26 protein-coding genes and 1 pseudogene are annotated in these 25,727 nt (G+C 72.6%); 12 read left to right on the forward strand and 15 right to left on the reverse strand.

Annotated elements, in window-relative coordinates; all coding sequences use genetic code 11:
* Positions 1 to 63: 63 nt before the first annotated feature.
* Positions 64 to 474, forward strand: a complete 411-nt coding sequence (locus tag ACOJTC_RS23400) for a hypothetical protein (RefSeq protein ID WP_420118502.1) — start codon at positions 64 to 66, stop codon at positions 472 to 474.
* 41 nt (positions 475 to 515) lie between these two features.
* Here the strand turns inward: ACOJTC_RS23400 and ACOJTC_RS23405 are convergent, their stop codons facing one another.
* The 8 genes and pseudogenes from ACOJTC_RS23405 to ACOJTC_RS23440 all read right to left on the reverse strand — a co-directional run bounded on the left by ACOJTC_RS23405 (position 516) and on the right by ACOJTC_RS23440 (position 6,929).
* On the reverse strand, positions 516 to 716 hold the full coding sequence (locus ACOJTC_RS23405; RefSeq protein ID WP_204927907.1) for a DUF397 domain-containing protein: 201 nt from the start codon (positions 714 to 716) through the stop codon (positions 516 to 518).
* Complete coding sequence (locus ACOJTC_RS23410; RefSeq protein ID WP_420118503.1) at positions 707 to 1,474, reverse strand: Scr1 family TA system antitoxin-like transcriptional regulator; 768 nt, start codon at positions 1,472 to 1,474, stop codon at positions 707 to 709. The genes ACOJTC_RS23405 and ACOJTC_RS23410 overlap by 10 nt, the downstream gene beginning before the upstream one ends.
* A gap of 194 nt (positions 1,475 to 1,668) precedes the next feature.
* Positions 1,669 to 2,241 (reverse strand): annotated as a pseudogene (locus ACOJTC_RS23415) (snapalysin family zinc-dependent metalloprotease); the annotation flags it as partial.
* 96 nt (positions 2,242 to 2,337) lie between these two features.
* On the reverse strand, positions 2,338 to 2,595 hold the full coding sequence (locus ACOJTC_RS23420) for a UBP-type zinc finger domain-containing protein (RefSeq protein ID WP_088646235.1): 258 nt from the start codon (positions 2,593 to 2,595) through the stop codon (positions 2,338 to 2,340).
* Positions 2,595 to 4,172, reverse strand: coding sequence for a Na+/H+ antiporter (locus tag ACOJTC_RS23425; protein WP_420118504.1), 1,578 nt, complete (start codon positions 4,170 to 4,172; stop codon positions 2,595 to 2,597). Before ACOJTC_RS23425 ends, ACOJTC_RS23420 begins: the two co-directional genes overlap by 1 nt.
* Positions 4,173 to 4,209: 37 nt before the next feature.
* Positions 4,210 to 5,175, reverse strand: coding sequence for a TIGR03885 family FMN-dependent LLM class oxidoreductase (locus ACOJTC_RS23430; RefSeq protein WP_420118505.1), 966 nt, complete (start codon positions 5,173 to 5,175; stop codon positions 4,210 to 4,212).
* A 66-nt stretch (positions 5,176 to 5,241) separates the two neighbouring features.
* Positions 5,242 to 6,654 (reverse strand): NADP-dependent succinic semialdehyde dehydrogenase, encoded by a 1,413-nt coding sequence (locus ACOJTC_RS23435; protein WP_420118506.1) that lies wholly within the window; start codon positions 6,652 to 6,654, stop codon positions 5,242 to 5,244.
* Between the two features lie 11 nt (positions 6,655 to 6,665).
* Complete coding sequence (locus tag ACOJTC_RS23440) at positions 6,666 to 6,929, reverse strand: DUF6343 family protein (protein ID WP_420118507.1); 264 nt, start codon at positions 6,927 to 6,929, stop codon at positions 6,666 to 6,668.
* 253 nt (positions 6,930 to 7,182) lie between these two features.
* Between ACOJTC_RS23440 and ACOJTC_RS23445 the strand changes: the two genes are divergently transcribed.
* A complete protein-coding gene (locus tag ACOJTC_RS23445; protein ID WP_420118508.1) occupies positions 7,183 to 8,037 on the forward strand; it encodes a GDSL-type esterase/lipase family protein in 855 nt (284 codons plus the stop codon).
* A 94-nt stretch (positions 8,038 to 8,131) separates the two neighbouring features.
* Here ACOJTC_RS23445 and ACOJTC_RS23450 read toward each other — a convergent pair whose 3' ends face one another.
* The 3 genes from ACOJTC_RS23450 to ACOJTC_RS23460 all read right to left on the reverse strand — a co-directional run bounded on the left by ACOJTC_RS23450 (position 8,132) and on the right by ACOJTC_RS23460 (position 10,195).
* Positions 8,132 to 8,854 carry an EcsC family protein gene (locus ACOJTC_RS23450; protein WP_372444647.1) on the reverse strand — a complete coding sequence of 241 codons (723 nt, stop codon included), beginning with the start codon at positions 8,852 to 8,854 and terminating at the stop codon, positions 8,132 to 8,134.
* 163 nt (positions 8,855 to 9,017) lie between these two features.
* Positions 9,018 to 9,167 (reverse strand): hypothetical protein, encoded by a 150-nt coding sequence (locus tag ACOJTC_RS23455; protein WP_168222413.1) that lies wholly within the window; start codon positions 9,165 to 9,167, stop codon positions 9,018 to 9,020.
* Positions 9,168 to 9,310: 143 nt separating this feature from the next.
* Positions 9,311 to 10,195, reverse strand: a complete 885-nt coding sequence (locus ACOJTC_RS23460) for a peptidase M23 (RefSeq protein ID WP_420118509.1) — start codon at positions 10,193 to 10,195, stop codon at positions 9,311 to 9,313.
* Positions 10,196 to 10,613: 418 nt separating this feature from the next.
* Between ACOJTC_RS23460 and ACOJTC_RS23465 the strand changes: the two genes are divergently transcribed.
* The 3 genes from ACOJTC_RS23465 (at position 10,614) to ACOJTC_RS23475 (ending at position 12,846) form a co-directional block, all read left to right on the forward strand.
* Positions 10,614 to 11,534, forward strand: coding sequence for a proteasome assembly chaperone family protein (locus ACOJTC_RS23465; RefSeq protein WP_088646244.1), 921 nt, complete (start codon positions 10,614 to 10,616; stop codon positions 11,532 to 11,534).
* A gap of 119 nt (positions 11,535 to 11,653) precedes the next feature.
* A complete protein-coding gene (locus ACOJTC_RS23470; RefSeq protein WP_204927916.1) occupies positions 11,654 to 12,466 on the forward strand; it encodes an exodeoxyribonuclease III in 813 nt (270 codons plus the stop codon).
* Positions 12,467 to 12,525: 59 nt separating this feature from the next.
* Positions 12,526 to 12,846, forward strand: coding sequence for an antibiotic biosynthesis monooxygenase family protein (locus ACOJTC_RS23475; RefSeq protein ID WP_088646246.1), 321 nt, complete (start codon positions 12,526 to 12,528; stop codon positions 12,844 to 12,846).
* Between the two features lie 16 nt (positions 12,847 to 12,862).
* On the opposite strand, the gene ACOJTC_RS23480 is transcribed toward ACOJTC_RS23475, so the two are convergent.
* The 3 genes from ACOJTC_RS23480 to ACOJTC_RS23490 form a co-directional block, all read right to left on the reverse strand.
* Positions 12,863 to 14,140, reverse strand: coding sequence for a lanthionine synthetase LanC family protein (locus tag ACOJTC_RS23480; protein WP_420118510.1), 1,278 nt, complete (start codon positions 14,138 to 14,140; stop codon positions 12,863 to 12,865).
* 55 nt (positions 14,141 to 14,195) lie between these two features.
* A complete protein-coding gene (locus tag ACOJTC_RS23485) occupies positions 14,196 to 14,918 on the reverse strand; it encodes a class F sortase (protein WP_420118511.1) in 723 nt (240 codons plus the stop codon).
* A 221-nt stretch (positions 14,919 to 15,139) separates the two neighbouring features.
* Entirely contained in the window at positions 15,140 to 15,739 is a 600-nt protein-coding gene (locus tag ACOJTC_RS23490) for a hypothetical protein (RefSeq protein ID WP_420118512.1), read from the reverse strand.
* Between the two features lie 221 nt (positions 15,740 to 15,960).
* Here ACOJTC_RS23490 and trmB point away from each other — a divergent pair, with 221 nt between their 5' ends.
* Together trmB and ACOJTC_RS23500 are read left to right on the forward strand one after the other, a co-directional pair.
* The gene (trmB, locus tag ACOJTC_RS23495; RefSeq protein ID WP_420118522.1) at positions 15,961 to 16,590 is read left to right on the forward strand and encodes a tRNA (guanosine(46)-N7)-methyltransferase TrmB; all 630 of its coding nucleotides are present in this window, start codon (positions 15,961 to 15,963) and stop codon (positions 16,588 to 16,590) included.
* A gap of 150 nt (positions 16,591 to 16,740) precedes the next feature.
* Entirely contained in the window at positions 16,741 to 19,254 is a 2,514-nt protein-coding gene (locus ACOJTC_RS23500) for a DEAD/DEAH box helicase (protein ID WP_420118513.1), read from the forward strand.
* Positions 19,255 to 19,409: 155 nt separating this feature from the next.
* On the opposite strand, the gene ACOJTC_RS23505 is transcribed toward ACOJTC_RS23500, so the two are convergent.
* Positions 19,410 to 20,153, reverse strand: coding sequence for a nucleotidyltransferase domain-containing protein (locus ACOJTC_RS23505; protein WP_420118523.1), 744 nt, complete (start codon positions 20,151 to 20,153; stop codon positions 19,410 to 19,412).
* 595 nt (positions 20,154 to 20,748) lie between these two features.
* On the opposite strand from ACOJTC_RS23505, the gene ACOJTC_RS23510 reads away from it, so the two are divergent.
* The 5 genes from ACOJTC_RS23510 (at position 20,749) to ACOJTC_RS23530 (ending at position 25,704) form a co-directional block, all read left to right on the forward strand.
* Positions 20,749 to 21,393: a hypothetical protein gene (locus tag ACOJTC_RS23510; RefSeq protein WP_420118514.1), complete on the forward strand. Its 645-nt coding sequence runs from the start codon at positions 20,749 to 20,751 to the stop codon at positions 21,391 to 21,393.
* Between the two features lie 226 nt (positions 21,394 to 21,619).
* Positions 21,620 to 22,363, forward strand: coding sequence for a hypothetical protein (locus tag ACOJTC_RS23515; RefSeq protein WP_420118515.1), 744 nt, complete (start codon positions 21,620 to 21,622; stop codon positions 22,361 to 22,363).
* Positions 22,360 to 23,331 (forward strand): hypothetical protein, encoded by a 972-nt coding sequence (locus ACOJTC_RS23520; protein WP_420118516.1) that lies wholly within the window; start codon positions 22,360 to 22,362, stop codon positions 23,329 to 23,331. The genes ACOJTC_RS23515 and ACOJTC_RS23520 overlap by 4 nt, the downstream gene beginning before the upstream one ends.
* Entirely contained in the window at positions 23,328 to 24,062 is a 735-nt protein-coding gene (locus ACOJTC_RS23525; RefSeq protein WP_088646256.1) for an iron-containing redox enzyme family protein, read from the forward strand. Before ACOJTC_RS23520 ends, ACOJTC_RS23525 begins: the two co-directional genes overlap by 4 nt.
* A gap of 145 nt (positions 24,063 to 24,207) precedes the next feature.
* Positions 24,208 to 25,704 (forward strand): peptide ligase PGM1-related protein, encoded by a 1,497-nt coding sequence (locus ACOJTC_RS23530; protein ID WP_420118517.1) that lies wholly within the window; start codon positions 24,208 to 24,210, stop codon positions 25,702 to 25,704.
* The last annotated feature ends 23 nt before the right edge of the window (positions 25,705 to 25,727 follow it).

The following is a 25,727-nucleotide window of genomic DNA, read 5'->3' on the forward strand; positions in this document are numbered from 1 at the left end:
CCCGACCGCCCGGCGCCCCCGCCCGACCGCCCGGCGTCCCGGCCCAGAGTGGAGACGAGTCCGATGCCCGAGCAGACCACGATCTCCGACGCCGAGCGTCGGCGCATCGTCCACGAGTTCGTCGACGGGACCGTCGGCGACGCCCACCCCGAGGTGGTGGCGATGGTCCGTGACCTCACCCACCGGGTCCGCGACACCGTCGAACTGGCCCGGGCCGCCGGCATCGCGCCCGAGTCGCCCCGCGCCGGCCACGTGGTGGCCGCGCTGGTCTGCGCGTACGGCGAGGTCTTCGACCGGGTCGACGACGCCGGTTACCGCAGCGCGCTGCTGGCCCGGCTGGAGGTCGCCAACGACCCGCGGACCGAGCGGTACTTCCAGCTCCTCGCGACGGTCAACGGCTGGACCGCGCCGCCCACCCTGACTCCGGTGCTGGACTGGTTCATCGCCGCGCTGCGCCACCACCCGGCGCCCTGACCCGCCACCGGCCGGCCCGGTGACGACGGCCGGCGGGCCGGTCAGCCGGCCTGTCGCGTCGACCGGGTCAGGCGCAGGAAGCCGCGCCAGGCACCCGGGCTGAAGGCCAGGGTGCCGCCCGCGCGGTCCTTCGTGTCGCGGACGAGGACGACGCCGGGCAGGTTGTCCGCCACCTCGACGCAGTTGCCACCGTTGTTGCCGCTCCTGGTGCTCGTGTGCCACCGGGCGCCGCTCAGCTCCATGATGCCGCCGCTTTCCTGACGAGTTCCAGGGATCGTGCCCGGGGTAGGGCCTCCCCCACTATGCGCGCCCACCGGCGTTCCAGGACAGCGATGTCCGTGCGCTGGTCGATGATCTGCGCGCGTACCTGCCCGTCGACGTGCGCCACCCGCGTGCCGTCGTCCAGCTCGGCGACGACGAAGGGCCCGCCGAGACCGGCGTACATGCCCGTCTCGGCCGGGACCACGTGCACCTGCACGGTCGGCAGTTCGGCACAGACGGCGAGGTGGGCGCACTGCTCGCGCATCAGTTCGGGCCGGCCCCGCACCGGGCGGTGCAGCACCGACTCGTCGATGACGGCGACCAGCAGCGGCGGGCGGTCGCGGTGCAGGATCGCCTGGCGGGTGAGGCGGGCCGTGATGAGCTGGTCGACCTCCTCCTCGGTCAGGGTCTCCCCGGCCAGGGTCGCCCGCGCGTACGCCTCGGTCTGGAGCAGGCCGGGCACCCAGGCCAGCTCGAAGCCGCGCAGCACGACGGCCTCGCGTTCGATGTCGGCCCACGGCCGGAACCACGCGGGCTCGTGTCGCTTGTGCAGGTCCGGCCAGAGGTCGAGGACGTCCCGCTTGAGCAGCGCGGCGACCTCGGCACGATGGCGGGTCTGGGGGATTCGCCCCTGGCTGGCCCAGCGCGCGGCGGTCTTCGGGTCGACCCCGATGCGGGCGGCGAGGCTCTCGGCCGTCTCACCCGCCTCGGCCATCGCCTCTTTGACTGCCAGATTCATCCTGACCCTCCCCGGACATCCTGGATATCCGGAGTCATCTTGCTACGCCGTGTGATCATGTCGCAACCCTTCGGCACGACGAGACCCCGGCGGCGTCACCGACGGACCGGACTCCCGTCGGCGGCACCACGGGGGCCGCCCCCCCCCGGGGCGGGGGCGACCCCTCCACGGTGGACCGACGGGGCTCAGGAACCGGCGGGGGCGCCGGCGGCGACCGGCGCGGGGGCACCGTCGCCACGCCAGACGTAGCTGACCCCGGCCGGCGCGGTGAGCGAGCCGGCGAACAGCGCGTTGACCCGGGACGCCTCGGCGCTGCTCGGCCTGGCGTTGCGGCACGACACCGGTGCGCTGCTGCCCGACATCAGGTCGGTGCACAGGCCGGTCCGGTTGTCCGGCAGGCCGAGGATGTGACCGATCTCGTGGGTGGCGATCCGGGTCCGGTCGTACCCCTGGTCGACGGCCTGGGTGCCCATCCAGACCCGGCCGTTGCCCAGGCTGGTGGTCTGCGCCCGGGGCCAGCCGGTGTCGACGTAGATGGTGATGTTGCCGGGCGTGCGGGCGACCAGCCGGACGTTGGTCACCGAGCTGTTCCAGATCGTCGCGGCCTGGTCGAAGTTGGTGCGGAACTCCCCCGCCCGGCTCGCGTCGTAGTAGACCGTCCGCGCGGCGGCGGACGCCGCGCCGCCACCCGCGGCGACCACGCCGGTCGCCGTGAGCACCAGCGCCAGCAGGGCACCGGCGGTACGCGAGAACTGTCGTCGGCGCATCGTCCGACCTCCCATCGATAGAAGTTCACCGATGTTAAGCGGTCGGTCGGAACCCGGTCGAATAGCGGTTACGTCATACCGCCACCACCGGACGGCTCAGCCGATCTCCTCGTCGACGAAGCACCAACGCCAGGACTCCCCCGGCTGGATGGACCGCATCACCGGGTGCCCGCTCGACTCGAAGTGTTTCGTCGCGTGCTGGTACGGCGACGAGTCGCAGCACCCCACCTGCCCACACTCCACACACGACCGCAGGTGCACCCAGTCGTCGTTGCCGACGGCCACGCACTCCGGGCAGGCGTCGGTGACGCTCGGCTCGGCGGTTCCCGCCCCGGTCAGGTGCGCACAGCTCATCAGTCACTCTCCCGTCGCAACAACGACTCCTCCAGGTCCAGGTCGCGGTACGCCCGCACCAGTACCTCCTCGGGAATCCGTCCCTCGTCACGGGCGGCCCGGAAGACCTCCCGCTCGGCGTCGATCATCTCCTGCCGCAGCCGACCGTACGCCTGCGACGGGGTCTCCCGGTCGCTGCCGCCGAGCCGTTCCCACGCCAGGTTGGTGCGGCTCTGCACCAGCCCGCGCAACCGCTCCACCACGGCCGGCGGCGCACCGTCGGCCAACGCGTCCAGCTTCTCCCGGGCCGCGCGCCCGGCCTGCTGCTGCACCGTGGCGGCGGAGAGCGCGTCGGCCACCGGGTCGTCCGGGGGCAGCTTCAACCGGCGGGCCACCCACGGCAGGGTCGCCCCCTGGCCGAGCAGCGTCGCCATGATCACCGCGAAGGCCAGCCAGATGAACAACGCCCGCTGGTAGGGCTGGTCCCCGGCCAGGGTCAGCGGCAGACCCAGCGCGGCGGCCAGCGTCACCACCCCGCGCATCCCGGCCCAGCCGATGACGATCGGGAACTGCACCGGCGGGCCCGGGTCGCGCTGCCGCACCCGGGGTACCAGCCGGGCCAGGTAGGTGGCGGGGAAGACCCAGACGAACCGGGTCAGGAAGACCGCCGCCAGCACCGCCGCGGTGATCCCCACCAGCCGGCCGGTCGGCTCGTCGAGGTCCCGCAGGACCTCGGGCAGTTGCAGGCCGACCAGCAGGAAGACCAGCCCCTCCAGCAGGAACTGGACCAGCCGCCAGAACGCGCCGGTCTGCAACCGGGAGGCGGCCGACAGCAGCAACGGCATCTTGTGGCCGATCCCCAGCCCGGTGACCACGACCGCGACCACCCCGGAGGCGTGGATCTCCTCGGCGGCGAAGACCACCGCGAACGGCACGATCAGCGACAGCGCGTTGTCCAGCAGCGGGTCGGTGGTCCGCTTGTGCAGGTACCCGAAGACCACCACGCCCAGCAGCCCGACCAGCACCCCGCCGCCGGTGGCGACCACGACCTCCTGCGCCACGTACCCGAAACTCACCGAGCCGGCGCTGGCGGTGGCCGCGACGATCGCCACCCGCAGCAGCACCAGCGCGGTGGCGTCGTTGACCAGGCTCTCCCCCTCCAGGATGGTCACCACCCGCCGGGGCAGGCCCACCCGCCGGGCCACCGCGGTGGCCGCGATCGCGTCCGGCGGGGCCACCACCGCACCCAGCGCCACACAGATCGCGTACGGCAGGTCGGGCAGGAACAGGTGCACCACCGTGCCCACCACGAACGCGGTGAAGATCACCAGACCCACCGCGAGCAGCAGGATCGGCCGCAGGTTGAGCCGGAACGCCGGCACCGACGTGCCCAACGCCGCCACGTAGAGCAGCGGCGGCAGGATGCCCACCAGCACCAGGTCGGGATCGAGCCGCACGTGCGGGAAGCCCGGCAGGAAGGACAGCCCGAGACCGAGCACCACCAGCAGGATCGGCGCGAGCAGACCCAGCTTGCGGGCCAGCGCGGCGCCGAAGGTCGCGATCGCCAGGAAGACCACGACCTCGAACAGAGCTTCCATGGAGTAGCAGCCTAGGCGTACGGACGGCCCGGGGTGATCACCCGGTGGCGCGCAGCTTCGGCAGCACCTCCGCGCCGAACGTGTCGATGAAGGCGCGCTGCTCCTGCCCGACGTGGTGCAGGGCGATCTGGTCGAAGCCCAGCGACAGGTACTCCTCCAGCCAGCCCACGTGCCGGCCCAGGTCCGCCGACACGTTCACCACCTCGGTGACCTGCTCCAGCGGCACCCGCTCGCTGACCATGTCGAAGTGCTCGGCGGTGTCCAGGTCCCAGCAGACCGGCGGCGCGAAGACGTTGCTGCGCCACTGCTCGTACGCGATCGCCTCCGCCTCGGCCTGCTCCGGCGCCCAGCTCACGTGCACCTGCAGGTGCAGCGGCCCCCGTCCGCCCGCGTCCCGATAGGCGTCGATCATCTCGCGCAGGTGCGCGGTCGGGGCGTTCACCGTGATCAGGCCGTCCGCCCACTCGGCGCACCAGCGGGCGGTGGCCACGCTGACCGCCGCCCCGATCAGCGCCGGCGGTTCCTCCGGCCGGGTCCACAGCTTCGCCCGGTCCACCCGGACCAGGCCGTCGTGGCTGACCTCCTCGCCGGCCAGCAGCGCCCGGATCACCTCCACGCACTCCCGCAGCCGAGCGGTCCGCACGTCCTTACGCGGCCAGCCGTCGCCGGTGATGTGCTCGTTGCTCGCCTCGCCGGTACCCAGCGCCGCCCAGAACCGGCCCGGGGACATCGCGCCCAGGGTGCCGATGGCCTGCGCGATGATCGCCGGGTGGTAACGCTGGCCGGGGGCGTTGACCACCCCGAACGGCAGCCCGGTGGCCTGCAGCGCCGCGCCCAGCCAGGACCAGGCGAAGCCGGACTGGCCCTGCCGGGTGCTCCACGGCGAGAAGTGGTCCGACGACATCGCGGCGTCGAAGCCGGCGCGTTCGGCGTGCACCACCGCCTCCAGCAGGCGGCTCGGATGGATCTGCTCGTGGGAGGCGTGGAAGCCGAACACCGTCATGGCGTCCTTCCGTACCCATGACGGTGTCCGGTTAAAGCTCGCCCGCGCCGGTCGCCCGGCGCGGGGTCACTCGGCGTGCGCGCCGGCCCCGGCGGTGGCCGCGCCCTCCCCCACCCAGACGGTCTTGGTGTTGCAGAACTCCCGCATCCCCAGCGCCGACAGCTCCCGGCCGTAGCCGGAGTTCTTCACCCCACCGAAGGGCAGCTCCGGGTACGAGGTGGTCATGCCGTTGACGAAGACGTTGCCGGCGTCCAGGTCGGTGGCGAACCGCTCCTGCTCGGCCGGGTCGGTGGTCCAGGCGTTCGCCCCCAACCCGAAGGGCGTGCCGTTGGCCACCTCGACCGCCTCGTCGTACGACGACACCCGGTAGAGCCCGGCGACCGGCCCGAAGACCTCCTCGGCCCACATCCGCATCTGCGGGTTCAGGTCGGTCACCACGGTCGGCGGGTAGAACCAGCCGTCGCCGGTCGGCTTCTCGCCGCCGCAGAGCACCGTCGCGCCGTGCGCCACCGCGTCCTGCACCTGGGCGTGGATCTCGTCCCGCCCGCTCTCGCTGGCCAGCGGGCCGACGTCGGTGTCGGCGTCCATCGGGTCGCCGACCCGCAGCGCGGCCATGTTCGCGGCGAACTTCCCGGCGAACGCGTCGAAGACGTCGGTGTGCACGATGAACCGCTTGGCGGCGATGCAGGACTGCCCGTTGTTCTGGCAGCGGGCGGTGGTGGCCACCTCGGCGGCCCGGTCCAGGTCGGCCGAGGGCATCACCACGAACGGGTCGCTGCCGCCCAGCTCCAGCACCGTCTTCTTCAGTTCCCGTCCGGCGATCTGGGCGATCGAACGGCCCGCGCCCTCGCTGCCGGTCAGCGTCGCCGCCCGCACCCGGGGGTCGCTGAGCACCCGGTCGACCGCGTCCGAGCCGACCAGCAGGGTGGTGAACGCCCCCTCGGGGAAGCCGGCCCGGCGGAAGACATCCTCCAGGTAGAGGGCGGTCTGCGGCACGTTGGACGCGTGCTTGAGCAGGCCGGTGTTCCCGGCCATCAGGGCCGGCGCGGCGAACCGCATCACCTGCCAGAGCGGGAAGTTCCACGGCATCACCGCGAGCACCACCCCGATCGGCTGATAGCGGACGAAGGCCCGCTTCGCCTTCACCGCGGCGGCGTCGGCGGGCTCGTCGGCGAGCATCCGCTCCGCGTTCGCGGCATAGAACCGGCAGGCGGTGGCGCACTTGGTGACCTCGGCCCGCGCCGCGGCGTAGGTCTTGCCCATCTCGGTGGTCATCAGCCGGGCGGTGTCGTCGCGTTCGGCGTCGAGCAGGTCCGCGGCGGCGTTCATCCACTGCGCCCGCTGGGCGACCGTGGTGCGGCGCAGGTCCCGGAACGCCAGGTCGGCCCGTTCGATGGCGGCGTCGATCTGCTCGCTCGACATCGGCTCGTAGGACTTGAGCACCTGACCGGTGGCGGGGTTGGTGGTGGCGATGGGCATCTCTTCTCCTGTCACTCGAAGAGTGAGTGCCGCGCGCCCGGCTGCTCACGGCGGCGGGCGGCACGGCGGCGCTGGATGACGACCAGGTCGACCACCGCCACGACGGCGAACAGCACGCACAGCACACCCAGCCAGGCCAGCCCGGCCGCGAACGCTCCGACCGCGAGGACGGTCATGGTGACCAGGCCGAACAGGGCCAACGCCAGGCGCAGGTTCAACGCGCTGTACGCGTGGCCGACCGTGCCACGGGCACGCCGGGGCTGCGATCTCGTCATCGTCTCGGCCTACCCCGGTACGGACGCCGCTAACCGGTCCCGACGCCCGGATCACCCCACGTCGGCGCTGCCCACCGGGCCGGCGCCGGGCGGGCGGCCTGCCCGGAGAGCCCCGCTCCGACCTGTTCTTACCAGATTCATGTTTCGAGCTGTTGAATCTGCCCGGAAGTCGACACGAGCGGGCCGCCGCACCCGGTACGGCCCGTAGAGTGACCGGGCTGTCGCTCTGCGCCGTCTGACCGGGGGAAGACGCATGCCTCGACGCTGGGTCGCCGCCGTGGCCTGCCTGTTGGCGCTGACCGCGCTCGCCTGCGAGGAGGGCGGCGGGGCCTCCCCGCGCCCGACGAAGAGCGGATCGACACCGACCGGGCTGCCCGGCACGATGGCCGCCCTCGGCGACTCGATCACCACCGGGTTCGGTTCCTGCCTGGTGCTCACCTCGTGCCAGCGCAACTCCTGGTCCACCGGGGACGGCATCCGGGTGGAGAGCCACTACCGGCGGCTGCTCGACGCCGACGCGCCGATCCGCAACCGGGCCCGCAACCACGCCGTACCGGGGGCCCGCGCCGAGGCCCTCGCCGGGCAGGCCGGTGCCGCCGTCAAGGACAAGGCCGACTACGTCACCGTGCTGATCGGCGCGAACGACGCCTGCCGCGACGACATCGACGCGATGACCGCGACCGCCACCTTCCGCAGCCAGGTCGACCGGGCGCTGCGGGTGCTGCGCGAGGGCCGCCCGAAGGCCCGGGTGCTGGTGGCCAGCATCCCCGACCTCAACCGGCTCTGGGAGATCGGGCACACCGAGTCCCGCGCGGTGCGGATCTGGAAGACCGGCATCTGCCCGGCGCTGCTGGCCAACCCCACCTCGGACGCCAAGGCCGACCGGGACCGCCGGGCCCGCTTCGCCGAGCGGATCGACGCGTACAACAGCCAGCTCAAGGCGGCCTGCCGGGCGTACGGGTCGCGGTGCCGCTACGACGGCGGCGCGGTGCACCGGGTGCGGTTCAGCCTGGACGAGGTCAACGGGTTGGACTGGTTCCACCCCAACGTCGCCGGGCAGAACCGGCTCGCCGACGCGACGTTCTCGGCGGCCGGCTGGCGACTCTGAGTCACCCCGGCACCGGCCCGCTCGTGGCCGGGCGTCGCGTCGTGCGCGGGCCGCGCCCGGCGGCGGGCCGGGCACGGCGTGGCACCACGCCCGGTCAGGGGCGGCGCGGGTGGGGCAGCCCGCCCCGGTGCTCCCGGTAGAGCGCCTGGGCGCGCTCGGCGAGGTCCTTGGTGGCCGACGAGTTGGCCCAGGTGCCGAGGATGATCGCGGCACCGGGGACGACCTTGGCGAAGACCCGCTTGGCCGCCCGCACCCCGGCCATCCGGGCCAGCCGGACGCCGAGTTGCAGCATCACCCGCCCGAGCGGGTTCTGGGCGGCGTGACCGAACAGCGCGCCGGCCCGTTCCCGACCGGCCGCGACACCGAGCGCCAACCGGGCCGCCTCGGCCGCCTTGTGCACCTTCTGCAGGACGAGCAGGTCGGTGGCCCGGTCAGGGTGCACCGGGTCCGCGCCGTACGCGGCGGCGACGTGCAGCACCAGCCGGGCCTGGGTCCAGGCCAGCACGCCGACGTCGATGACCGCACCGGGCAGCCCCGCCGCACCCGAGACCGCTCCGGAGAGGCGGGCCCGGTTGACGAAACGCCGGATGGCCTGCTCGGCCAACTGGTCGGCGGTGGCGTCGGGGCGCTCCGCCCGGGCCCGGGCGACCCACTGCGCCGCCTCCGGGCCGAGCCGGCGGACCGCCTCCAGGGCCAGGTGTTCGGGGGCGTACTGCGGGTCGTCCCGCATCCGGTCCCAGAGCCGGGCCGGCGGCGCTTCCGGGGCGTCGCCCGGATCACCGGCCGGCACCGCCGGGACCGGAGCCGACGCCCCCACCGTCGCCGGGACCGTGGCGGTCGGCGACCCGCCGGCCGGTGTTGCGGGGACGGCCGGGCCGGCGGTGTCCGCCGGTACCGGCGGCGTGGGGACGGTCGGTTCGTCGTCGGCGGGGACGGCGTCGGTCACGGATGCTCCCGGGGTGGAATCGGTTCGCGGACGGTCAGCGGCGACGGCCCGACAGCTTGCCGGCCGCCTGCTTGAGCCGTGCCTGGTTCTCCGGCTTGGCCAGCTCGCGCCGACCCCGGTCGACCAACTGCTGACCCTTGGGGGAGCGCAGGAAGGCGCTGATCCGCTGCATCAGTGCTGACATATCGTCCTCCGATCGGGTGTCCTGCGTCATGTGTACCCGATCCGAGCAACCGCCAACCGTCCACTGTGTCCGGTCGAGGGTAGCCATCCGCCGACGCCGACGCGAACCGGCCCGCCCGGTACCGGGCGGGCCGGGCCGGCGGCTCAGACCAGGATGGCGGCGACCACCTCGGTGGCCCGCCACTCGTGCTGGGCGTAGAGGTCCGGGTAGGCGGAGATCTGCACGGCCTGCGCGGCGACGGTGAGCGGGAGGTCCGCCCAGCCGGGGATCTCCAGCAGCGCGGTGAGGAACGCCCGGGTGGCGAACGCCGGGTCCATCAGCTGGCCGACCTCGCCCCAGCCGCTGCTCGGGCGCTGCTGGAACAGCCCGACCGAGTCGTGGTCCCAGCCGATCGCCTGGTGCGGGTAGTTCTGCGACTCGGGCAGCACGCCGCTTGCGTAGTTGTAGAGGTTGCTCTCCTGCATCGCGGTGGCCACCGCGATGACCAGGGCCCGGCGCGGGACGCCCATCGCCCGGCCGGCCTTGACGATCTCCTTGGCGTTGTCCATCTGGGCCTGGTCGAGGCCGGCCACCGGGACGATCCGCTTCGGCCGGGGCTTCGGCTTCGGCCGGGGCTTGGGCTTGGTGGTCCTGGTCGCGCTCGGGGTGGGGCTCGGGGTGGCGGCGGTCGGGCTGGCGGCGGCCGGGCTGCTGGGCACGACCGTGACCGGGGTACGGACCTCGGCGCGGGAGGCGGCCTGCTGCTGGGCGCGCTCGGCGAGGGCGGCCTCGGTGCCGAGCCGGTCGTCGGCCCGCTCGTCCGGCAGTGCCTGGACGCCCGCGACGGCGGTGAGGCCGAGGCAGCAGAGCACCCCGGCGGCGAGCAGCGCCGGCCGGCGGCGGCGGAGGTTAACGAGCCCGCCGAGGCGGGTACGGAGGGAGCGGGGTTCACGGAGAACGCCGACCTGAACGGACGAGGGGGTGTCGTCCGAACGGCCAGTCATGCCCTGAGGGGCGCCCTGGTCGTCGATGGTGTCGTCGTCACGCATCCGCCGAGGCTAGACATGCCCTTTCCCGGCCACCCACCAGCAGGATGTGGCCCTCGCCACACTTTCCGGCGGGCCGCCGGGACGCCCACCCCGGACGCGGGACCGGGGCGACAGACCACCCGCAACGGGCATTACGGTCAGCTACCGCGCCCGCCGTCGTCGGAGTGGGTCGACCACCCAGACCACCGCGGCCGGCCGCATGATCCACCATGTCCCCCTTTCGGGTGACACGCCGGAACCATCCGACCGGGTCGCTCCGGCCCGTCCGGCGAATTGGTGGCTTCCTCCGGGTTTGATAGCCGGATCGGTCACGACGCGCCCAGTGATGGAATGGATGACGCCGACGGGTACGTTCCCCGAACCGGGTGCCGTCCGTGCGCGGCCACCCGTAGGCGCATTTCCTCAGGAGGTCCGACCGGTGCTCGACCCACACGAGCTGTACCAGCTCACCGACGATCTGCCCGACCTCGGCCAGCCGGTGCTGATCCAGGCGCTCACCGGCTTCGTCGACGCCGGCAACGCCACCCGGCTGGCCCGCGAGCAGCTCCTCACCTCACTGGACGCCCGGACGATCGCCACCTTCGACGTCGACCAGCTCTTCGACTACCGGTCCCGCCGCCCGGTGATGACCTTCGTCGAGGACCACTGGGAGGACTACGACGCCCCCGAGCTCGCCCTGCACCTGCTGCGCGACGACGACGAGACGCCCTTCCTGCTGCTCACCGGCCCGGAGCCGGACCTGCAGTGGGAGCGGTTCGTGGCGGCGGTCGGCGCGGTGGCCGCCCGGCTCGACGTCCGGCTCACCGTCGGACTCAACTCCATCCCGATGGCCGTCCCGCACACCCGACCCACCGGAGTCACCGCGCACGCCACCCGCCGCGAGCTGATCGCCGGTTACGAACCGTGGTTGCAGCGGGTGCAGGTCCCGGGCAGCGTCGGCCACCTGCTGGAATACCGGCTCGGCGAGGCCGGCCGGGACGCCCTCGGGTTCTCCGCGCACGTGCCGCACTACGTCGCCCAGACGGAGTACCCGGCCGCCGCCGAGGTGCTGCTCGCCTCGGTGTCCCGCAGTACCGGGCTGCTGCTGCCCAACGAGAGCCTCCGCTCCGCCGCCGAGGTGGTCCGGGTGGAGATCGACCGGCAGGTCGCCCAGACCGACGAGGCCGCCGCGCTGGTCACGGCCCTGGAGGAGCAGTACGACGCGTTCGCCCGGGGTCGGGGGGAGAAGAACCTGCTCGCCGCCGAGACCGGCCCGCTGCCCACCGCCGACGAGCTGGGTGCCGAGCTGGAGCGTTTCCTCGCCGAGCAGACCCGACCCGGCGAGACCCCGGGCGCCTGAACCACGGCCGGGCGGCATCGCCGCCGCCCGGCCCGCCCACCCGCAGCCCCCGCGCGTCGCAGCCGACCCGACGGCGGGCCGCCCCGGCGGGGTGGGCCGCGATGCGGCAGGCTGGGCACATGCGCCTGGCGACCTGGAACGTGAACTCGGTGAAGGCCCGCCTGCCCCGCCTGCTCGACTGGCTGGCCGGCACCGCCCCCGACGTGGTCTGCCTCCAGGAGACCAAGTGCCCCGACGGGGCCTTTCCCGCCGCCGAGGTCGGCGAGCTGGGCTACGAGGTGGCCAGCCACAGCGACGGCCGGTGGAACGGGGTGGCCATCCTGTCCCGCGTCGGCCTGACCGACGTCGCCGTCGGGTTCCCCGACGAGCCGGGCTTCCCCCTACCCGAGGCCCGCGCCATCGCCGCCACCTGCGCCGGGGTCCGGATCTGGTCGGTGTACGTGCCGAACGGCCGCGCCACCGACGACCCGCACTACACGTACAAGCTGGCCTGGCTGGCGGCGCTGCGGGACGCGGTGACGCCGGCGGTGGCCGCCGGTGGACCCGTCGCCGTCTGCGGGGACTTCAACGTCGCCCCGACCGACGCCGACGTCTGGGACCCGGCGCTCTTCGTCACCTCGACCCACGTCACCCCCGCCGAGCGGGCCGCCCTGGCCGCCCTGCGCGACCTCGGCCTCAGCGACGTGGTGCCCACCCCGATGAAGGGCCCGCACCCGTACACCTACTGGGACTACCGGGCCGGCATGTTCCACCAGAACAAGGGCATGCGGATCGACCTGGTGTACGCCTCCGCGCCGCTGGCCCGCGCGGTCCGCTCCGCGTACGTCGACCGGGAGGCCCGCAAGGGCAAGGGCCCCTCCGACCACGCCCCGGTCGTGGTCGACGCCGACCTGCCCGGCGCGGAGCCGACCGGCCCTACCGGGCAGCGGTAGCGCGCCACACCCCGGCTCAGCGCCCGACCGGACCGGCCGCGCGGGGCTAGGGTGGGCAGATGGCAGTCGTGAAGATCAACGCGATCGACGTCCCGCCCGGTGCCGGCGAGGAGCTGGAGAAGCGGTTCGCCGCCCGGGCCGGCGCGGTGGAGAACTCCCCCGGTTTCCTCGGCTTCGAGCTGCTGCGCCCGGTGGCCGGCGAGAGCCGCTACTTCGTGTACACCCGGTGGGAGACCGAGGAGGCGTACCAGGCGTGGGCGGCCGGGCCGTCGCGGGCCGCGCACGCCGGTGGTGGGGGCGGCGAGCAGCAGCGGCCGGTGGCCTCCGGCGCGACGCTGCTGGAGTTCGAGGTGGTCCAGCAGGTGACCGGCAAGGGCTGACCGCTACCCCGGGCGGTCAGAGCCAGGGCAGGACGGGCGCGGTGGTGGGGGCGGCGAGCCGGGCGAGCCAGCCGGCGATCCCGGCGGCGCCCTGCATGAAACCGGGCTCCGGCGGCAGCTCCGCCGGGGTCCGGGTGTGCTCGGTGTTCGACCAGGCGACACCCGTCGGGGTGGTCACGGTCCGGGCGAGCACGTCCTCGGCGAGCCGGTGCGCCCAGGCGAGCAGGGCGGGGTCGGCGGTGGCCCGGTAGCGGTCGAGCAGCAACTGCCCGACGCCGGCCGTGCCGCAGCACCGGGCGAGGTTGTCCCAGAAACCCGGGTACCGCCGCTGCGGCAGGCCGCTGTCACGCAGCGCCCCGAGGCACCCGTCGACGGCCCGCTGCCAGCGGGGCTGCGGGTCGACGGTGTCGAGCAGGGTGAACAGCCGCACCGTGCCGGTGGGGCCGTGGCACCAGCCGAAGTTGACCGCCGGGCGGTCCGGGCGGGGCGGGACCAGCAGCGGCAGCGCCCAGCCGTCCGGGTGGTCACCCATCGCCAGCAGTCCGTCGGCGGCGCGGACGGCGGTGTCGAGCAGGTCGTCGCGGCGCAGGGTGACACCGGCGACGGCGAGGGCGTAGGCGACCCCGGCGGTGCCGTGGGAGAAGCCGGGCATCAGCCGCTCGTCGCCGGCCCGCATCCGCCAGTGCGGACCGTCCGGGTGTTCCTCGGCGAGCCCCACCAGCCCGTCGGCGAGGACGTGCGCCGCCTGCGCCACCACCGGACCCGTGTCGTCGGCGTCGAGGAGGGCCAGCAGGATGCCCGCGTCGCCGGAGATGACGTCGGAGCACCGGTCCGGGTCCACCGGGCGGTCCCGCAGCCGTTCGGCGACGCGTGCCGTCACCGACGCGGCGGCGTCGAGGGCGACCGGGTCGGCGGCGGCCCGACCCCAGGCGCGCAGTGCGACGGCGGCCCCGGCCCAACCGCCGAACACCCCGTCGTCGGGCAGCGTCGCGGCGTCCGGCTCGTGCCGGGCGAGGTGTACCAACCGGTCCCGGGCACCGGCCGCGACCCGGTCGAGAGCCGACCCGGCTCCGCTGCCCGCCCCGGTGCCGGGGCGCGCGTCCCCGGTGGGCGCCCCGCCCGCCGGGGAGGCACCGGCGGCGGTGGCCTCGGCGCAGCCGAGCAGCACCCCGGCGGTGCCGGCGTACAGGTCGTCGAAGGGTTCGCCCGCCTCCCGCCAGCACGGGCCGCCGTCGGCGGGCACCGCCACCGACTCGATCCAGGTGAAAGCCTGCCGCACCACGTCCGCCGTCACCGCGCGATCCTGCCATCCGCCGCCGTGCGGTGTCGCCGCAATATCGTCCCGGCGGTCAGGGTGACCGGGTCGCCGCCAACGAGGCGAACGCGATGACGTTGTCGGCGTAGCCGGTGCGTCCGCCGATCCACTGGCCGCCGCAGGTGATCAGCCGCAGCGCGGGTGCGCCGTCGCGGCCGTAGACCCGGTCGGCGGGCAGGGCCGACTTGTCGAAGAACTCCACCGAATCGACGCGGAACACCACCACCCGCCGGTCGTCCCGGGTCACCTCGATCGTGTCGCCCGGGTTGAGTTTGCGCAGGTCGTAGAAGACCGAGGGGCCGTCCTTCGAGTCGACGTGGCCGACGATGATCGCCCGGCCGGGCTCGCCGGGGGTCGGGCCCCGGTCGTACCAGCCGGTCTCGTCGTGCCGGTCGAGCGGCGGTACGTCGATCGACCCGTCCCGGGCCTGACCGACCGGGGCGACCTGGGCGTTCACCTTGATCGCGGGCACGGTGAGCCGTACCGGGCGGCTGGCCGGCAGGCTGCCCGGCGCGGGGCTCTGCCGGGCACCGGCGGCCGGGTGTTGCGACGGGGTGCCCGTCCAGTCCAGGGGCCCGACCGAACGCCCCAGCCCGGCGCCGGTGGCGAAGATCCCGAGCAGCACCAGCGCCACGGCCAGCGGCACCGACCAGGGCCCGCGCGTCGAGGACCGCCCGCCGGCCGGGGCGGCCGGGGCCGGGCCGGCAGCCGTCGGGCCGCCGGTGGACGGGACCGGAGCACGGAACGGGGGCGACATCGGATCGTCGGGCGGCCGGGTCGGAGCGCCGCGCTGCGCAGCCGCGGCGGGCGGCGGCGGACCGGGCACCGGGCCGGCCGGCGGGGGAATCAGACCGACCCACCGGGGGCGGGGACCGGGGCCGCCGGAGGGGGAACGGTACGCCCGCGTGCCACTGGGTGGCGGGCTGCCGGGGGGCGGGAGCGGGCCGTTACGCGGACCCGGGGAGGCGGGCGGCACGGTCACTGCCCGGCGACGCCACGCGGCCGGCGGGCCGCCACGATACCGACGACGGCCCCGGCGATGGTCAACGCCAGCCCGCCGGGCACGAGCAGCCCGCCGGGTATCCCGTCGCCGCCGGCCGCGCCGCCGAAGCCGGTGTGCGGCCCGGGGCTGGGCTTGACCTTCTTGACCACCTGGAGCGCCGTCGATGCGGTCGCCCCGTCGGGGCATTCCAGCTTGACCCGGTAGTTGCCCGGACGGACCCGCTCCCTGACCATCGGCGCGGCGGTGAGCAGGCCGTGCTGCGGCTGCACCTGGACCCGGCCGAAGGCGTCGGACACGACCGTCGCCGGGATCGAGTTGTCGTGGCAGCTCGCCCGGATGCCGACCAGGTAACCCGGCTCGACGGTCCCCGGGGTCACCTCGACGAAGAGCACGCCGGGCGGCGGCTGCGGGTCACCGCCCCCGTCGGGCGGGGGTTGACCCGGCCCGGGGGCCGCAGCGAGGGCCGGTGGGGCGACCGGGACCGGGGCGGCGGATGCCGGGGCGGTGTGCCACAGGGCGGGGACGAGGGCACCGACGGCGACCGCAAGCGCGGTGCGGTGCAGCGGAATCGACACGTCTCCCCCTTCCGGCGCCCCGGGGCAGCGCCGGACTGACCCGGACGCCGACCTGCCGTACGGGATGAATCGTCTCACCCTCCGACCGACGGCACATCCGATACGGCGGAACCGTCGCGTACGCTCGGGTCGCTGTGACCTCCATCGACCAGAACCCCGCCGTCCCGGTGGCCCCGCCGGGCACCGGGACGATCCGCACCTTCCACCCCCGACGGGGCCGGATGACCAGCCGGCAGACCGACGCGCTGGCCCGGCTGCGGCCGGCGTACGGGATCGAGATCGCCGACCTCGACGGGCCGGTCGATCCGGCCGGGTTCTTCGGTCGGGGCGCGCCGGTGGTGCTGGAGATCGGCTCGGGGATGGGTGACGCCACCGCGGCGATGGCCGCCGCCGACCCGGACCGTGACTACCTGGCGGTCGAGGTGCACACCCCGGGCATCGCCAACCTGCTCGACCTGGTGCAGCGCCACGGCCTGGGCAACGTCCGGGTCGCCCAGGGTGACGCGCTGGACCTGGTCCGGGCCATGCCGGAGCGCTGTCTGGACGCGGTGCACGTGTTCTTTCCCGACCCGTGGCCCAAGTCGCGGCACCACAAGCGGCGGATCATCCAGCCGGAGCACGTGGCGTTGCTGCGGTCCCGGTTGGCCGGCGGCGGGACGCTGCACTGCGCCACCGACTGGGCCGAGTACGCCGAGTCGATGCGCTCGACGCTGACCGCCGACCCGGAGCTGGTCGACGTGCACGGCGGGTACGCACCCCGGCCCGCCCACCGTCCGGTGACCAAGTTCGAGCGGCGGGCCCTGACCGCCGGCCGCGAAGTCTTCGACCTGGTCCACCGCCGCCGCGCCTGAGCCCGCCGGATCGCCCCGGCGGTGGTGTCCGGCCACCGGCGACACCGCCAACTCGGCCCACCGGCGGTTCCGCGCTACGGGCGGGACGGGGGTCGGGCGGGCGGCCCGGTTGGCGTGGGGGGTGGTGGTGCGGGCACGATGGGGGGCGTTATGACGCTCACTGCCGCGCTGCCTCGAAGCGCCGACCCCGACACCCTCTTCGACGCGTTCGCCGGCTGGGCGAAAGAGCGTGGGCTGGACCTCTACCCGCACCAGGAGGAGGCGGTCATCGAGATCGTCTCCGGCGCGAACGTGATCATGAATACGCCGACCGGTTCGGGCAAGAGCCTGGTGGCGATCGCGGCGCACTTCACCGCCCTGGCCGACGACCGGACGAGCTTCTACACCGCGCCGATCAAGGCCCTGGTGTCGGAGAAGTTCTTCGCGCTCTGCGAGGTGTTCGGCGCGGAGAACGTCGGCATGCTGACCGGCGACGCCAGCGTCAACGCCGACGCCCCGATCATCTGCTGCACCGCCGAGATCCTGGCCAACCTGGCGCTGCGCGAGGGGGCTCGGGCCGACGTCGGCCAGGTGGTGATGGACGAGTTCCACTTCTATGCCGAGCCGGACCGGGGCTGGGCGTGGCAGGTGCCGATCATCGAGCTGCCGCAGGCCCAGTTCGTGCTGATGTCGGCCACCCTGGGGGACACCACCCGGTTCGTCGACGACCTGACCCGGCGCACCGGCCGGTCGACCGCCGTCGTCCGGTCGGCCGAGCGGCCGGTCCCGCTGATCTTCTCGTACGCGATGACGCCGCTGCACGAGACGCTGGAAGAGCTGCTGGAGACCAAGCAGGCCCCGGTGTACGTGGTGCACTTCACCCAGGCCGCCGCGCTGGAACGCGCCCAGGCGCTGATGAGCGTGAACGTCTGCACCCGGGCCGAGAAGGACATGATCGCCGCCGCGATCGGCAGCTTCCGGTTCACCTCCGGCTTCGGCAAGACGCTGTCGCGGCTGGTGCGGCACGGCATCGGCGTACACCACGCCGGCATGCTGCCCAAGTACCGCCGGCTCGTGGAGACCCTGGCCCAGGCCGGCCTGCTGAAGGTCATCTGCGGCACCGACACGTTGGGCGTGGGCATCAACGTGCCGATCCGCACAGTGCTGTTCACCGGCCTGAGCAAGTACGACGGGGTACGCACCCGGCTGCTCAAGGCCCGCGAGTTCCACCAGATCGCCGGCCGGGCCGGACGGGCCGGCTTCGACACCATCGGGCGGGTCGTGGTGCAGGCCCCCGAACACGTGATCGACAACGAGAAGGCCCGGGCCAAGGCGGGCGACGACCCCAAGAAGCGCCGCAAGGTGGTCAAGAAGAAGCCGCCGGAGGGCTCGGTCGGCTGGGGCGAGCCGACGTTCCAGCGCCTGGTCGAGGCCGAGCCGGAGCCGCTGACCTCCAGCTTCCAGGTCAGCCACTCGATGCTGCTCAACGTGATCGGCCGCCCGGGTGACGCGTTCGCCTCGATGCGGCACCTGCTCACCGACAACCACGAGGACGCCGCCGCCCAGCGCCGGCACATCCGCCGGGCGATCGCCATCTACCGGGCGCTGCGGGCCGGCGGGGTGGTCGAGCAGCTCGACGAGCCCGACGAGACGGGTCGCCGGGTCCGGCTCACCGTCGACCTCCAGCTCGACTTCGCGCTCAACCAGCCGCTGTCGCCGCTGGCGCTGGCCGCCATCGAACTGCTCGACGTCGAGTCCCCGTCGTACGCCCTGGACGTGCTGAGCGTGATCGAGTCGATCCTCGACGACCCGCGCCAGGTGCTCTCCGCGCAGCAGTTCAAGGCCCGCGGCGAGGCGGTCGCCGCGATGAAGGCCGAGGGCATCGAGTACGAGGCCCGCATCGAGCTGCTCGACGAGGTGACCTGGCCCAAGCCGCTGGCGGAGCTGCTGCACGCCGCGTACGAGATGTACCGGCAGGGGCACCCCTGGGTCGCCGACCACCAGCTCTCCCCCAAGTCCGTCGTGCGGGACATGTACGAACGCGCGATGACCTTCGGCGAGTACGTGCAGTTCTACGGGCTGACCCGGTCCGAGGGGCTGGTGCTGCGCTACCTCGCCGACGCGTACAAGACGCTGCGGCAGACCGTGCCCGAGGACGCCAAGACCGAGGAGCTGGTCGACCTCATCGAGTGGCTGGGCGAGCTGGTCCGGCAGGTCGACTCCAGCCTGATCGACGAGTGGGAGCGGCTGCGCAACCCCTCCGACGTCGCGGACGCCGCCCTGGCGCACGCGTCGCTGGAGGAGCGGGTGCCGGCGGTGACCCGCAATGCCCGCGCCTTCCGGGTGCTGGTGCGCAACGCGTTGTTCCGCCGGGTCGAGCTCGCCGCCCTGCGCCGCTGGTGGGACCTGGGCGAGCTGGACGGGGCATCCGGGTGGGACGCCGACGCCTGGGCGGAAGCGCTGGAGCCGTACTTCGAGGCGTACGACGGGATCGGGGTGGGACCGGACGCGCGCGGGCCGGCGCTGCTCATGATCGAGCAGGGGCGGGAGAAGTGGACCGTCCGGCAGATCCTGGACGACCCGGAGGGCGACCACGACTGGGGGATCAGCGCCGAGGTCGACCTGGCCGCCTCGGACGAGGTGGGTGCCGCCGTGGTCCGGGTGACGGACGTCGGGCAGCTCTGAGTCTTTCTTCGCAGGGGCCGTCCGGTGCGTCCGTGTCCGGTCCGGCATCGGTGGCCGCCGGTCGCGTGGATGGCCACCAGCGGGACAGCTCCCTGCGGACGATCCGCCGTGATCTCGTCCGGAATCAGTTGGCTAAATCTTGGCTGCCTGGGACGTTACGGCGGGGCGGGAGTTCGAAGAGCGCGCTTCGCGCGAGCGACTGTCCGGCGGGCGTCGAGCCAGGCGACTACGGCTGTCCGTATCCGAGGCGAGGAGACGGCTTCGCCTCGCCGTCTCGCGCTGAGTTGGTCGATCAGCCAGGTTGGGGCGTGCGCCTGTTCGATGGCCTGCGTCTTGGTGAGGAGTTCGCCCTTGTCGAGTGCGTGGCGACCCCTGGCCATGGAGGTAAGGCCGAGTTCAGCGATGGTGGGGTCCACCCATATCCACGGACGTCGAGCGGCCCAGGCCCAGTAGCCGGTGAGCTCGGCGCGGGCCGCCGCTCGTATGTCCTCGGCTGAGACTGCGGGGAAGACCTCGCGCGGCGAGCGTCCGAAGACCTCGTATCCGTGTCTCGCTAGTTCTGCTCTTGTGACCCGGGAAAGAATGCGGTGAACGAGTTGACCGTGGGTCCAGGTCGGATGCTGCTCCTCGATTTCGGAGACGGTCGCAGTGTCGACGTATACGCAGCCCAGGCTGAAGCCCGCGCCGCTCCCGCTGTCGAGTCGACGGTGGATCACTGAAAGTGCTGCCTGCCGACCGGTGTCAACAGGGCCGTCAACAAGCGCAACCAGGTCAAGATCGCTGATGCGTGGGACGTAGTCACCGGTGGCCAACGACCCTGCCACCAGGAGATCGCTGACCCAACCGAGTTCCTTCAGTTCGTGGCCGAGGTCCCGAACGGCAGCAGGTGATGTCGCCATGGTGGCGAGTGTAGGAAACACCTGCGGCAGCCGACATGAGTTTCGCTGCTCGATGGTGTCGCTCAACTGTTGTCCCGCAGTCCGGTCCGACCCGACGTCGTTGTACGCCTGCTGCTGGAATTGATCGATCACAATGGGTGCGTCGACGGTCAACAGGGCCTCGCCGATGGCGAGGGCGGAACTCCCGTACGCGAGCCCGATCTCCACGATCCTCCGCGCCTTCTCGGCGACCAGGAGGTCACGGACGAGGTCGCCGTCGCGTTCGGGCAGGGTCACGGTCTGGAGATCGAGTTCAGGTCCGCGCGTCCACACCAACCCGTCCCGGGCAATTTGGTTGGGTACATCCCGAACTCGCGCTCCGCGTCGTTCGTCACGCGACCAGCGTCCAGAGGGGCAGTCGGAGGGAGCCGCGGGAGAACCTCGGGGGTGGCTGGCCGTCTTCGGGCGGACGAGACCACGCTGTCGGCCACGCTCCGACGGACTGGCCGACTGCACCCGGACTGGACCGGGATCGGCGGCCTCCACCCCTGGGCGATGTCACACCCGTCGATTAGAATGTATGTACTAATCGAGTTCCTGACCTGGGAGGACGCTCGTGACCGCGCCCGTCAACGCCCCCCTCACGCCGTACGCCACCCTCCTCGGCTTCACCCGGTACGTCGACCGCACCGGGCCCACCAAGGCAAGCTTCGTCGGCGGGCTGCGCAAGCAGCGGGCCAGCCGGCACGGCTTCAACCCGCACGGCCAGTTCGTCAAGGCGCTCAAGGCCGACATCGCCTTCCACACCGGCGGCGCCCACCTGGCCGGGGTGGCCGATCTGGTCAAGCCGCGCTGGCGTCCGCTCTACCAGGCGCTGACGCCCGGCGCGACGGCGTGGCTGGAGTCGCTCGGCGAGCCGACCGGCGTCGACCTGGCGCAGACCCGCGACGCCCTCGCGATGCTCGGCGACCTGCCCGTCAAGATCAACCCCCACTTCGGCATCCGGTACGCCGACGGCCACGCCGAGGCGGTGCGACTGCACTTCGACGAGACCCCGCCGAGCGAGGAGGCGGCCCTGGCCACCCTGCACCTGATGGCCCGGCACATGGACGCGGTGCTGCCGCACGCCGAGCCGGTCCTGGTCGACGTGCGGCGCGGGGTGACCCACCGGACGCCCGAGCACGTCAAGCCGGCACAGGTCGAGCAGTGGCTGGCCGGCGAGGCGGCCGCCTTCCGGGCCATCTGGTCCACCGCCGCCTGACCACGATTCCGGCACATCCATCTACGCATTGACCTGCTTAATTGTTTAAGACAGATCGGACGGCAGCGTCGCCGTCCGATCTGTCTGTCGTTGCAGACTTCCCCAAAGACCGTTCCGATCATCGCGGAAGCCGACACCGACCGTAGAGTGTTGCGGAAATAAGTTCATCTACCTCGATGTGTAACGGCGCAGGGACGCACCAGTTCGATCGGAGGTGGAATTCCCGATGAGTCATGTCCGGTTCCGCTACTTCGCCGGAGCAGAATCGATCCCCCCTGATTTCGTCCACCGAATACGCACCGACCTGGCCCGGTCGATGCCCCGGCACCGGGTGGCCGACTACCTGACCACCAAACAGCACATCCTGCGGGAGAGCGACCACCTCGTCGCCGCCGAGACGGCCCAGGGGTGCGTCGGGCTGGTCGCCGCCACCGAACGCGACCCCGATGACCGGCCCTTCACCTACGTCGAAACCCTGCTGGTCGCCGAGGAACACCACGGGGGAACCGTCGCCTTCGGCCTCGTCTCCCGACTGTTCCGCGAAATCACCCGCCGACGCGGCGAATTCCCGGAACTGGTGGCGATGAAGACCTACACGCCGAAGGCGTACACGGTCATGCGCCGGTTCACCGTGCACGACGACATCCGCTGCTATCCGTCCCTCGACGGCTCCGACCCCGACGAGGTGCGCCGGCTGGCCGGCCGGCTGGCCGCCCAACTGTCACCGGAGTGCCGGTTCGATCCCCGTACCGGGGTGATCGTGCACGGCGGCGGCACGGTCGGCAGCGATTTCTGGCAGTACCGGCCACGCTCCGGAAACCGGCGCGTCGACGCCTTCTTCTCCGCCGAGGTCGGGGAATTCGACCGGGTGCTGTGCCTGGTGCACGCCCCGACACCGGCCGCCCGCGCGGCACTGACCGCGGCGTTGCGTATCACCCCGAATCCGGCACCCCGACAGGAGATCGCGTGAACGACGTAACCATGTCCGGCGGCGCGGCACGGGACTGGCTGGCCGGGAAGGGCTACCCGTTCACCGACAACGTCGAATTCCACCGCTCGGCCGGCGAGTTCGACGGGGGCGGCCAGTTCGGCGTCGAGATCCCGGCGGTGAACTCGATGCGCGACCTCGAAATCATGGTCAAACTGCTCAACGAGCACGGCGTCCGGGTCACCCGGTTCAACGAGACGTTGGGGTCCTTCCTGCTCTCGGACGCCGAACTGACCGACATGTTCGCGCTGTGCCGGGAGAACGACCACGGCATCGTGGTCAGCCTGGGCCCCCGCCCCGAGTACGACACGAAGAGCGCCTTCTACCGCACCGGTTTCGGCCTGGAGATGGGCCGGCAGATCAACAACAGCGACGGCATCCGCGCCTGCGTGGCCGAGGCGCTGCGGCTCGCGGCGCTCGGCTGCCGGGGCATCACCGTCTACGACATCGGCGTGCTGCGGGTGCTCGCGGAGCTGCGGTCGGACGGGCTGCTCCCGGCCGACCTGGTCTTCAAGACCTCCAGCCACTGCATGCCGACGAACCCCTTCCTGGCGCGGATCTTCGCCGAGAACGGCGCCGACAGCATCACCCTGGCGCACGACCTGGGCCTGCCGATGATCCAGGAGATCCGGCGGCTCAACCCCGAACTGCCGATGGACGTGCCCACCGACGTCTACCGCACCAAGGGCGGCTTCATCCGGTTCTACGAGCTGGCCGAGATCGTCCAGATCGCCGCGCCGGTGATGCTCAAGATGGGCGCGAGCGTGCAGGAACACCCGTACGACCCGCCGAGTGAGGCACGGACCGTCGAACGGGTCCGGCGCGTCGCCCGCGGCCTGGAAATGCTCGACCGCCACCTTCCCGACAAGACCGCCATCTCCCGCCGCAGCCGGCAGTACGCGATTCCGGCCGCGGCCTCCGACCGACGACAGGGGCCGGCAAGCGCATGACCACCAACGAGCACGCCGCATTCAAGCAGGAGGTCGACGAACTGCTGCGGCAGATGGTGCAGCAGTTCTACCGCGAGGTCGAGGGCGCGGACCACCTCTTCCGGGCCAGGGACATCAACATGGCCTACTACCAGCGGCACGTCATCGAGATCATTCTCCGGCTGCGGATGAAGCGGTGGATCGACGCGCTGACGATCCACTACTTCACCAAGCACAACCCGGTGCTGGCCAAGAAGTGGTGTGCGTACACCGAGGACGAGATGCTGCACGACTCGATGTTCGCCAAGGACCTGGAACGGGTCGGGGTGAGCCGGGAGGAGATCTACTCGACCGAGCCGATGTTCTCCACCAAACTGCTCCAGGGCTACTTCTACTACGGCCTCGAACACGAGGGCCGGCCGCTGGCCTCGCTGTCCAGTTCGTACTTCATCGAGAACGTCTCGCTGATGACCCAACCGGACTGGATCGAGAACGTCGAGCAGGTGCTCGGCGCGGGCATGGCCAAGGGTCAGCAGGCGCACGTCAACCACGACCTGGAGGACGACCACACCGATTTCGTGTGGGACGTGCTCATGACGTTCGTGCACACCGACGACGACCGGCGACGGGTGGTGGAACACATCACCAACGTGTACCGGCTGTTCTGCGCCTTCTACACCGAGCTGTACCACCGAACCGTGCTCAAACAGGACGGCGCATTCGCGGTGGTGAAAGCACTGACCACCCCCTGAGGAGGCGAATCGCGGGCGGACGCGGGTCACCTCGGGGCACCGGTCGCGGTGTTAGGGTCGGGCCCACCTTCCGTCGGACGGCGGTCACGTCACCACCGGTGGCGTGACCGCCCGTCGACCTCCGCCGCCGAGGAGAATGATCGCGATGGCCGTCACCGGCAACCGTCGTGCCGTCGTTTCCGTGCAGAGCCGGGAATGCAGCCCCGAACTGTTGGAACGGTTGAGCGGGTCGACCCTGTTTCCCGAACGGCCGGTCGGGGCGGCGATCGTCGCCGTGGTCTGCCGGGGCGGCGGTTCGCTGCTCTACCTCACCGCGCCCCGGATGATCGACGCCGACCGCCAGGTGGACTACTTCCTCGGGCTGCTGCCGCAGGAGCCGGTCGACGGGCGGGACCCCCGCCGGGACCGGGTGGTCATCGGCAGCCTCGACGACTCCTCGCCCCGTTGGCTGAGCGACAAGCTGCTCGACCCGACGAACCCGGCGGCCACCCGGCTGCGCGAGCGCGTGGCCGACTTCGTCGCTGCCGCCCGGCAGGCGGGCGACGAGGTCGCGCTGAGCTACTTCGAACCGTCGGGCAACCTGCAGGACTACGCCGCCACCCTCGGCGTCCCCGGGGACCAGGCCGACGCCGGGTACATCCCGCTCGGCACCAAGAGCGCCGGCCGGGACATGTTCCGGGCGCTGGGTATCGAGGTGCCGGCGGGCACCCCCGAGTGCCACGACGTCGACACGCTCGCCGAGGCGGTCGCCGACCTCGTGCTGGCCGGGCGACGCCGGCTGGTGCTCAAGCTGAGCAGCACCGCGTACGGCGCCGGGATGGGCAACGCCACCGTCGACCTCACCGACGTCACCGGCACCGACCGGGCCGAGGTGGTCGCCGAGGTGGCCAAACGGCTGCCCGACAGCCGGCTCGTCGACGGCAGGCTGGGCTGGGCGGAGTTCGCCGGCCTGATCCCCCACGCCGGCATCGTCGCCGAGGAGTTCGTCGGGGCCGACGAGCTGCGCAGCCCCAGCTTCCAGGGCCGGGTGACCCCCGCCGGTGCCGTCGAGTGCGTCTCCACCCACGACCAGGTGCTCGGCGGGGCGGGGTTGACCTACGTCGGCAGCTCGTTCCCGGCCGACGCCGCCTACCGCGCCACCGTGGTCGAGTACGGCCTGCGCGTCGGCAGGTACCTCGTGGCGCAGGGCGTCACCACCGGCGACTACGGCGTCGACTTCATCGCCGCCCGCCGGGGTGACACCTTCCGGGTGCTCGGCTGCGAGCTGAACCTGCGCGCGACGGGGACCAAGCACGGTTTCGTGATGGCCAGCCACCTGCTCGACACCGTGCCGGACGCCGACGGCCGGCTGTTCACCGACACCCCCGACGGCCGCGCGGAGCGCGTCTACCAGGCGTCCGACTCGATCACCGATCCGTCGTTGGTGGGGCTGGCCCCGGCCCGGCTGATCGACGCCGTCGAGCGGTCACCGCTGCGCTACGACCACACCCGGCGGACCGGCACGGTGCTGCACATGCTCAGCGCGCTGCCCGCCTACGGCAAGTTCGGCGCGGTCTGCATCGGCCGGGACGCGGCCGAGGCGGCGGAGCTGATGCGGCGTACCCGCGCCCTCGCCCTGGACGTGGCGGCCCACGACGCCTGAACGCGCCCGGCCGGCGGGGCGAC

It is taken from the genome of Micromonospora sp., from assembly GCF_048594385.1.
Lineage (GTDB): Bacteria > Actinomycetota > Actinomycetes > Mycobacteriales > Micromonosporaceae > Micromonospora > Micromonospora wenchangensis.

What these genes read in the sequence shown, in the direction of transcription:
- ACOJTC_RS23430 (WP_420118505.1), bottom strand. Translation starts at nt 5,175, where the DNA reads ATGACGGTGTTCGGCTTCCACGCCTCCCACGAGCAGATCCATCCGAGC.
- ACOJTC_RS23475 (WP_088646246.1), top strand. Translation starts at nt 12,526, where the DNA reads ATGGCAGTCGTGAAGATCAACGCGATCGACGTCCCGCCCGGTGCCGGC.
- ACOJTC_RS23530 (WP_420118517.1), top strand. Translation starts at nt 24,208, where the DNA reads ATGGCCGTCACCGGCAACCGTCGTGCCGTCGTTTCCGTGCAGAGCCGG.
- ACOJTC_RS23470 (WP_204927916.1), top strand. Translation starts at nt 11,654, where the DNA reads ATGCGCCTGGCGACCTGGAACGTGAACTCGGTGAAGGCCCGCCTGCCC.
- ACOJTC_RS23500 (WP_420118513.1), top strand. Translation starts at nt 16,741, where the DNA reads ATGACGCTCACTGCCGCGCTGCCTCGAAGCGCCGACCCCGACACCCTC.
- ACOJTC_RS23460 (WP_420118509.1), bottom strand. Translation starts at nt 10,195, where the DNA reads ATGCGTGACGACGACACCATCGACGACCAGGGCGCCCCTCAGGGCATG.
- ACOJTC_RS23440 (WP_420118507.1), bottom strand. Translation starts at nt 6,929, where the DNA reads ATGACGAGATCGCAGCCCCGGCGTGCCCGTGGCACGGTCGGCCACGCG.
- ACOJTC_RS23410 (WP_420118503.1), bottom strand. Translation starts at nt 1,474, where the DNA reads ATGAATCTGGCAGTCAAAGAGGCGATGGCCGAGGCGGGTGAGACGGCC.
- ACOJTC_RS23435 (WP_420118506.1), bottom strand. Translation starts at nt 6,654, where the DNA reads ATGCCCATCGCCACCACCAACCCCGCCACCGGTCAGGTGCTCAAGTCC.
- ACOJTC_RS23400 (WP_420118502.1), top strand. Translation starts at nt 64, where the DNA reads ATGCCCGAGCAGACCACGATCTCCGACGCCGAGCGTCGGCGCATCGTC.
- ACOJTC_RS23515 (WP_420118515.1), top strand. Translation starts at nt 21,620, where the DNA reads ATGAGTCATGTCCGGTTCCGCTACTTCGCCGGAGCAGAATCGATCCCC.
- ACOJTC_RS23485 (WP_420118511.1), bottom strand. Translation starts at nt 14,918, where the DNA reads ATGTCGCCCCCGTTCCGTGCTCCGGTCCCGTCCACCGGCGGCCCGACG.
- trmB (WP_420118522.1), top strand. Translation starts at nt 15,961, where the DNA reads ATGACCAGCCGGCAGACCGACGCGCTGGCCCGGCTGCGGCCGGCGTAC.
- ACOJTC_RS23505 (WP_420118523.1), bottom strand. Translation starts at nt 20,153, where the DNA reads ATGGCGACATCACCTGCTGCCGTTCGGGACCTCGGCCACGAACTGAAG.
- ACOJTC_RS23425 (WP_420118504.1), bottom strand. Translation starts at nt 4,172, where the DNA reads ATGGAAGCTCTGTTCGAGGTCGTGGTCTTCCTGGCGATCGCGACCTTC.
- ACOJTC_RS23525 (WP_088646256.1), top strand. Translation starts at nt 23,328, where the DNA reads ATGACCACCAACGAGCACGCCGCATTCAAGCAGGAGGTCGACGAACTG.
- ACOJTC_RS23405 (WP_204927907.1), bottom strand. Translation starts at nt 716, where the DNA reads ATGGAGCTGAGCGGCGCCCGGTGGCACACGAGCACCAGGAGCGGCAAC.
- ACOJTC_RS23445 (WP_420118508.1), top strand. Translation starts at nt 7,183, where the DNA reads ATGCCTCGACGCTGGGTCGCCGCCGTGGCCTGCCTGTTGGCGCTGACC.
- ACOJTC_RS23420 (WP_088646235.1), bottom strand. Translation starts at nt 2,595, where the DNA reads ATGAGCTGTGCGCACCTGACCGGGGCGGGAACCGCCGAGCCGAGCGTC.
- ACOJTC_RS23455 (WP_168222413.1), bottom strand. Translation starts at nt 9,167, where the DNA reads ATGTCAGCACTGATGCAGCGGATCAGCGCCTTCCTGCGCTCCCCCAAG.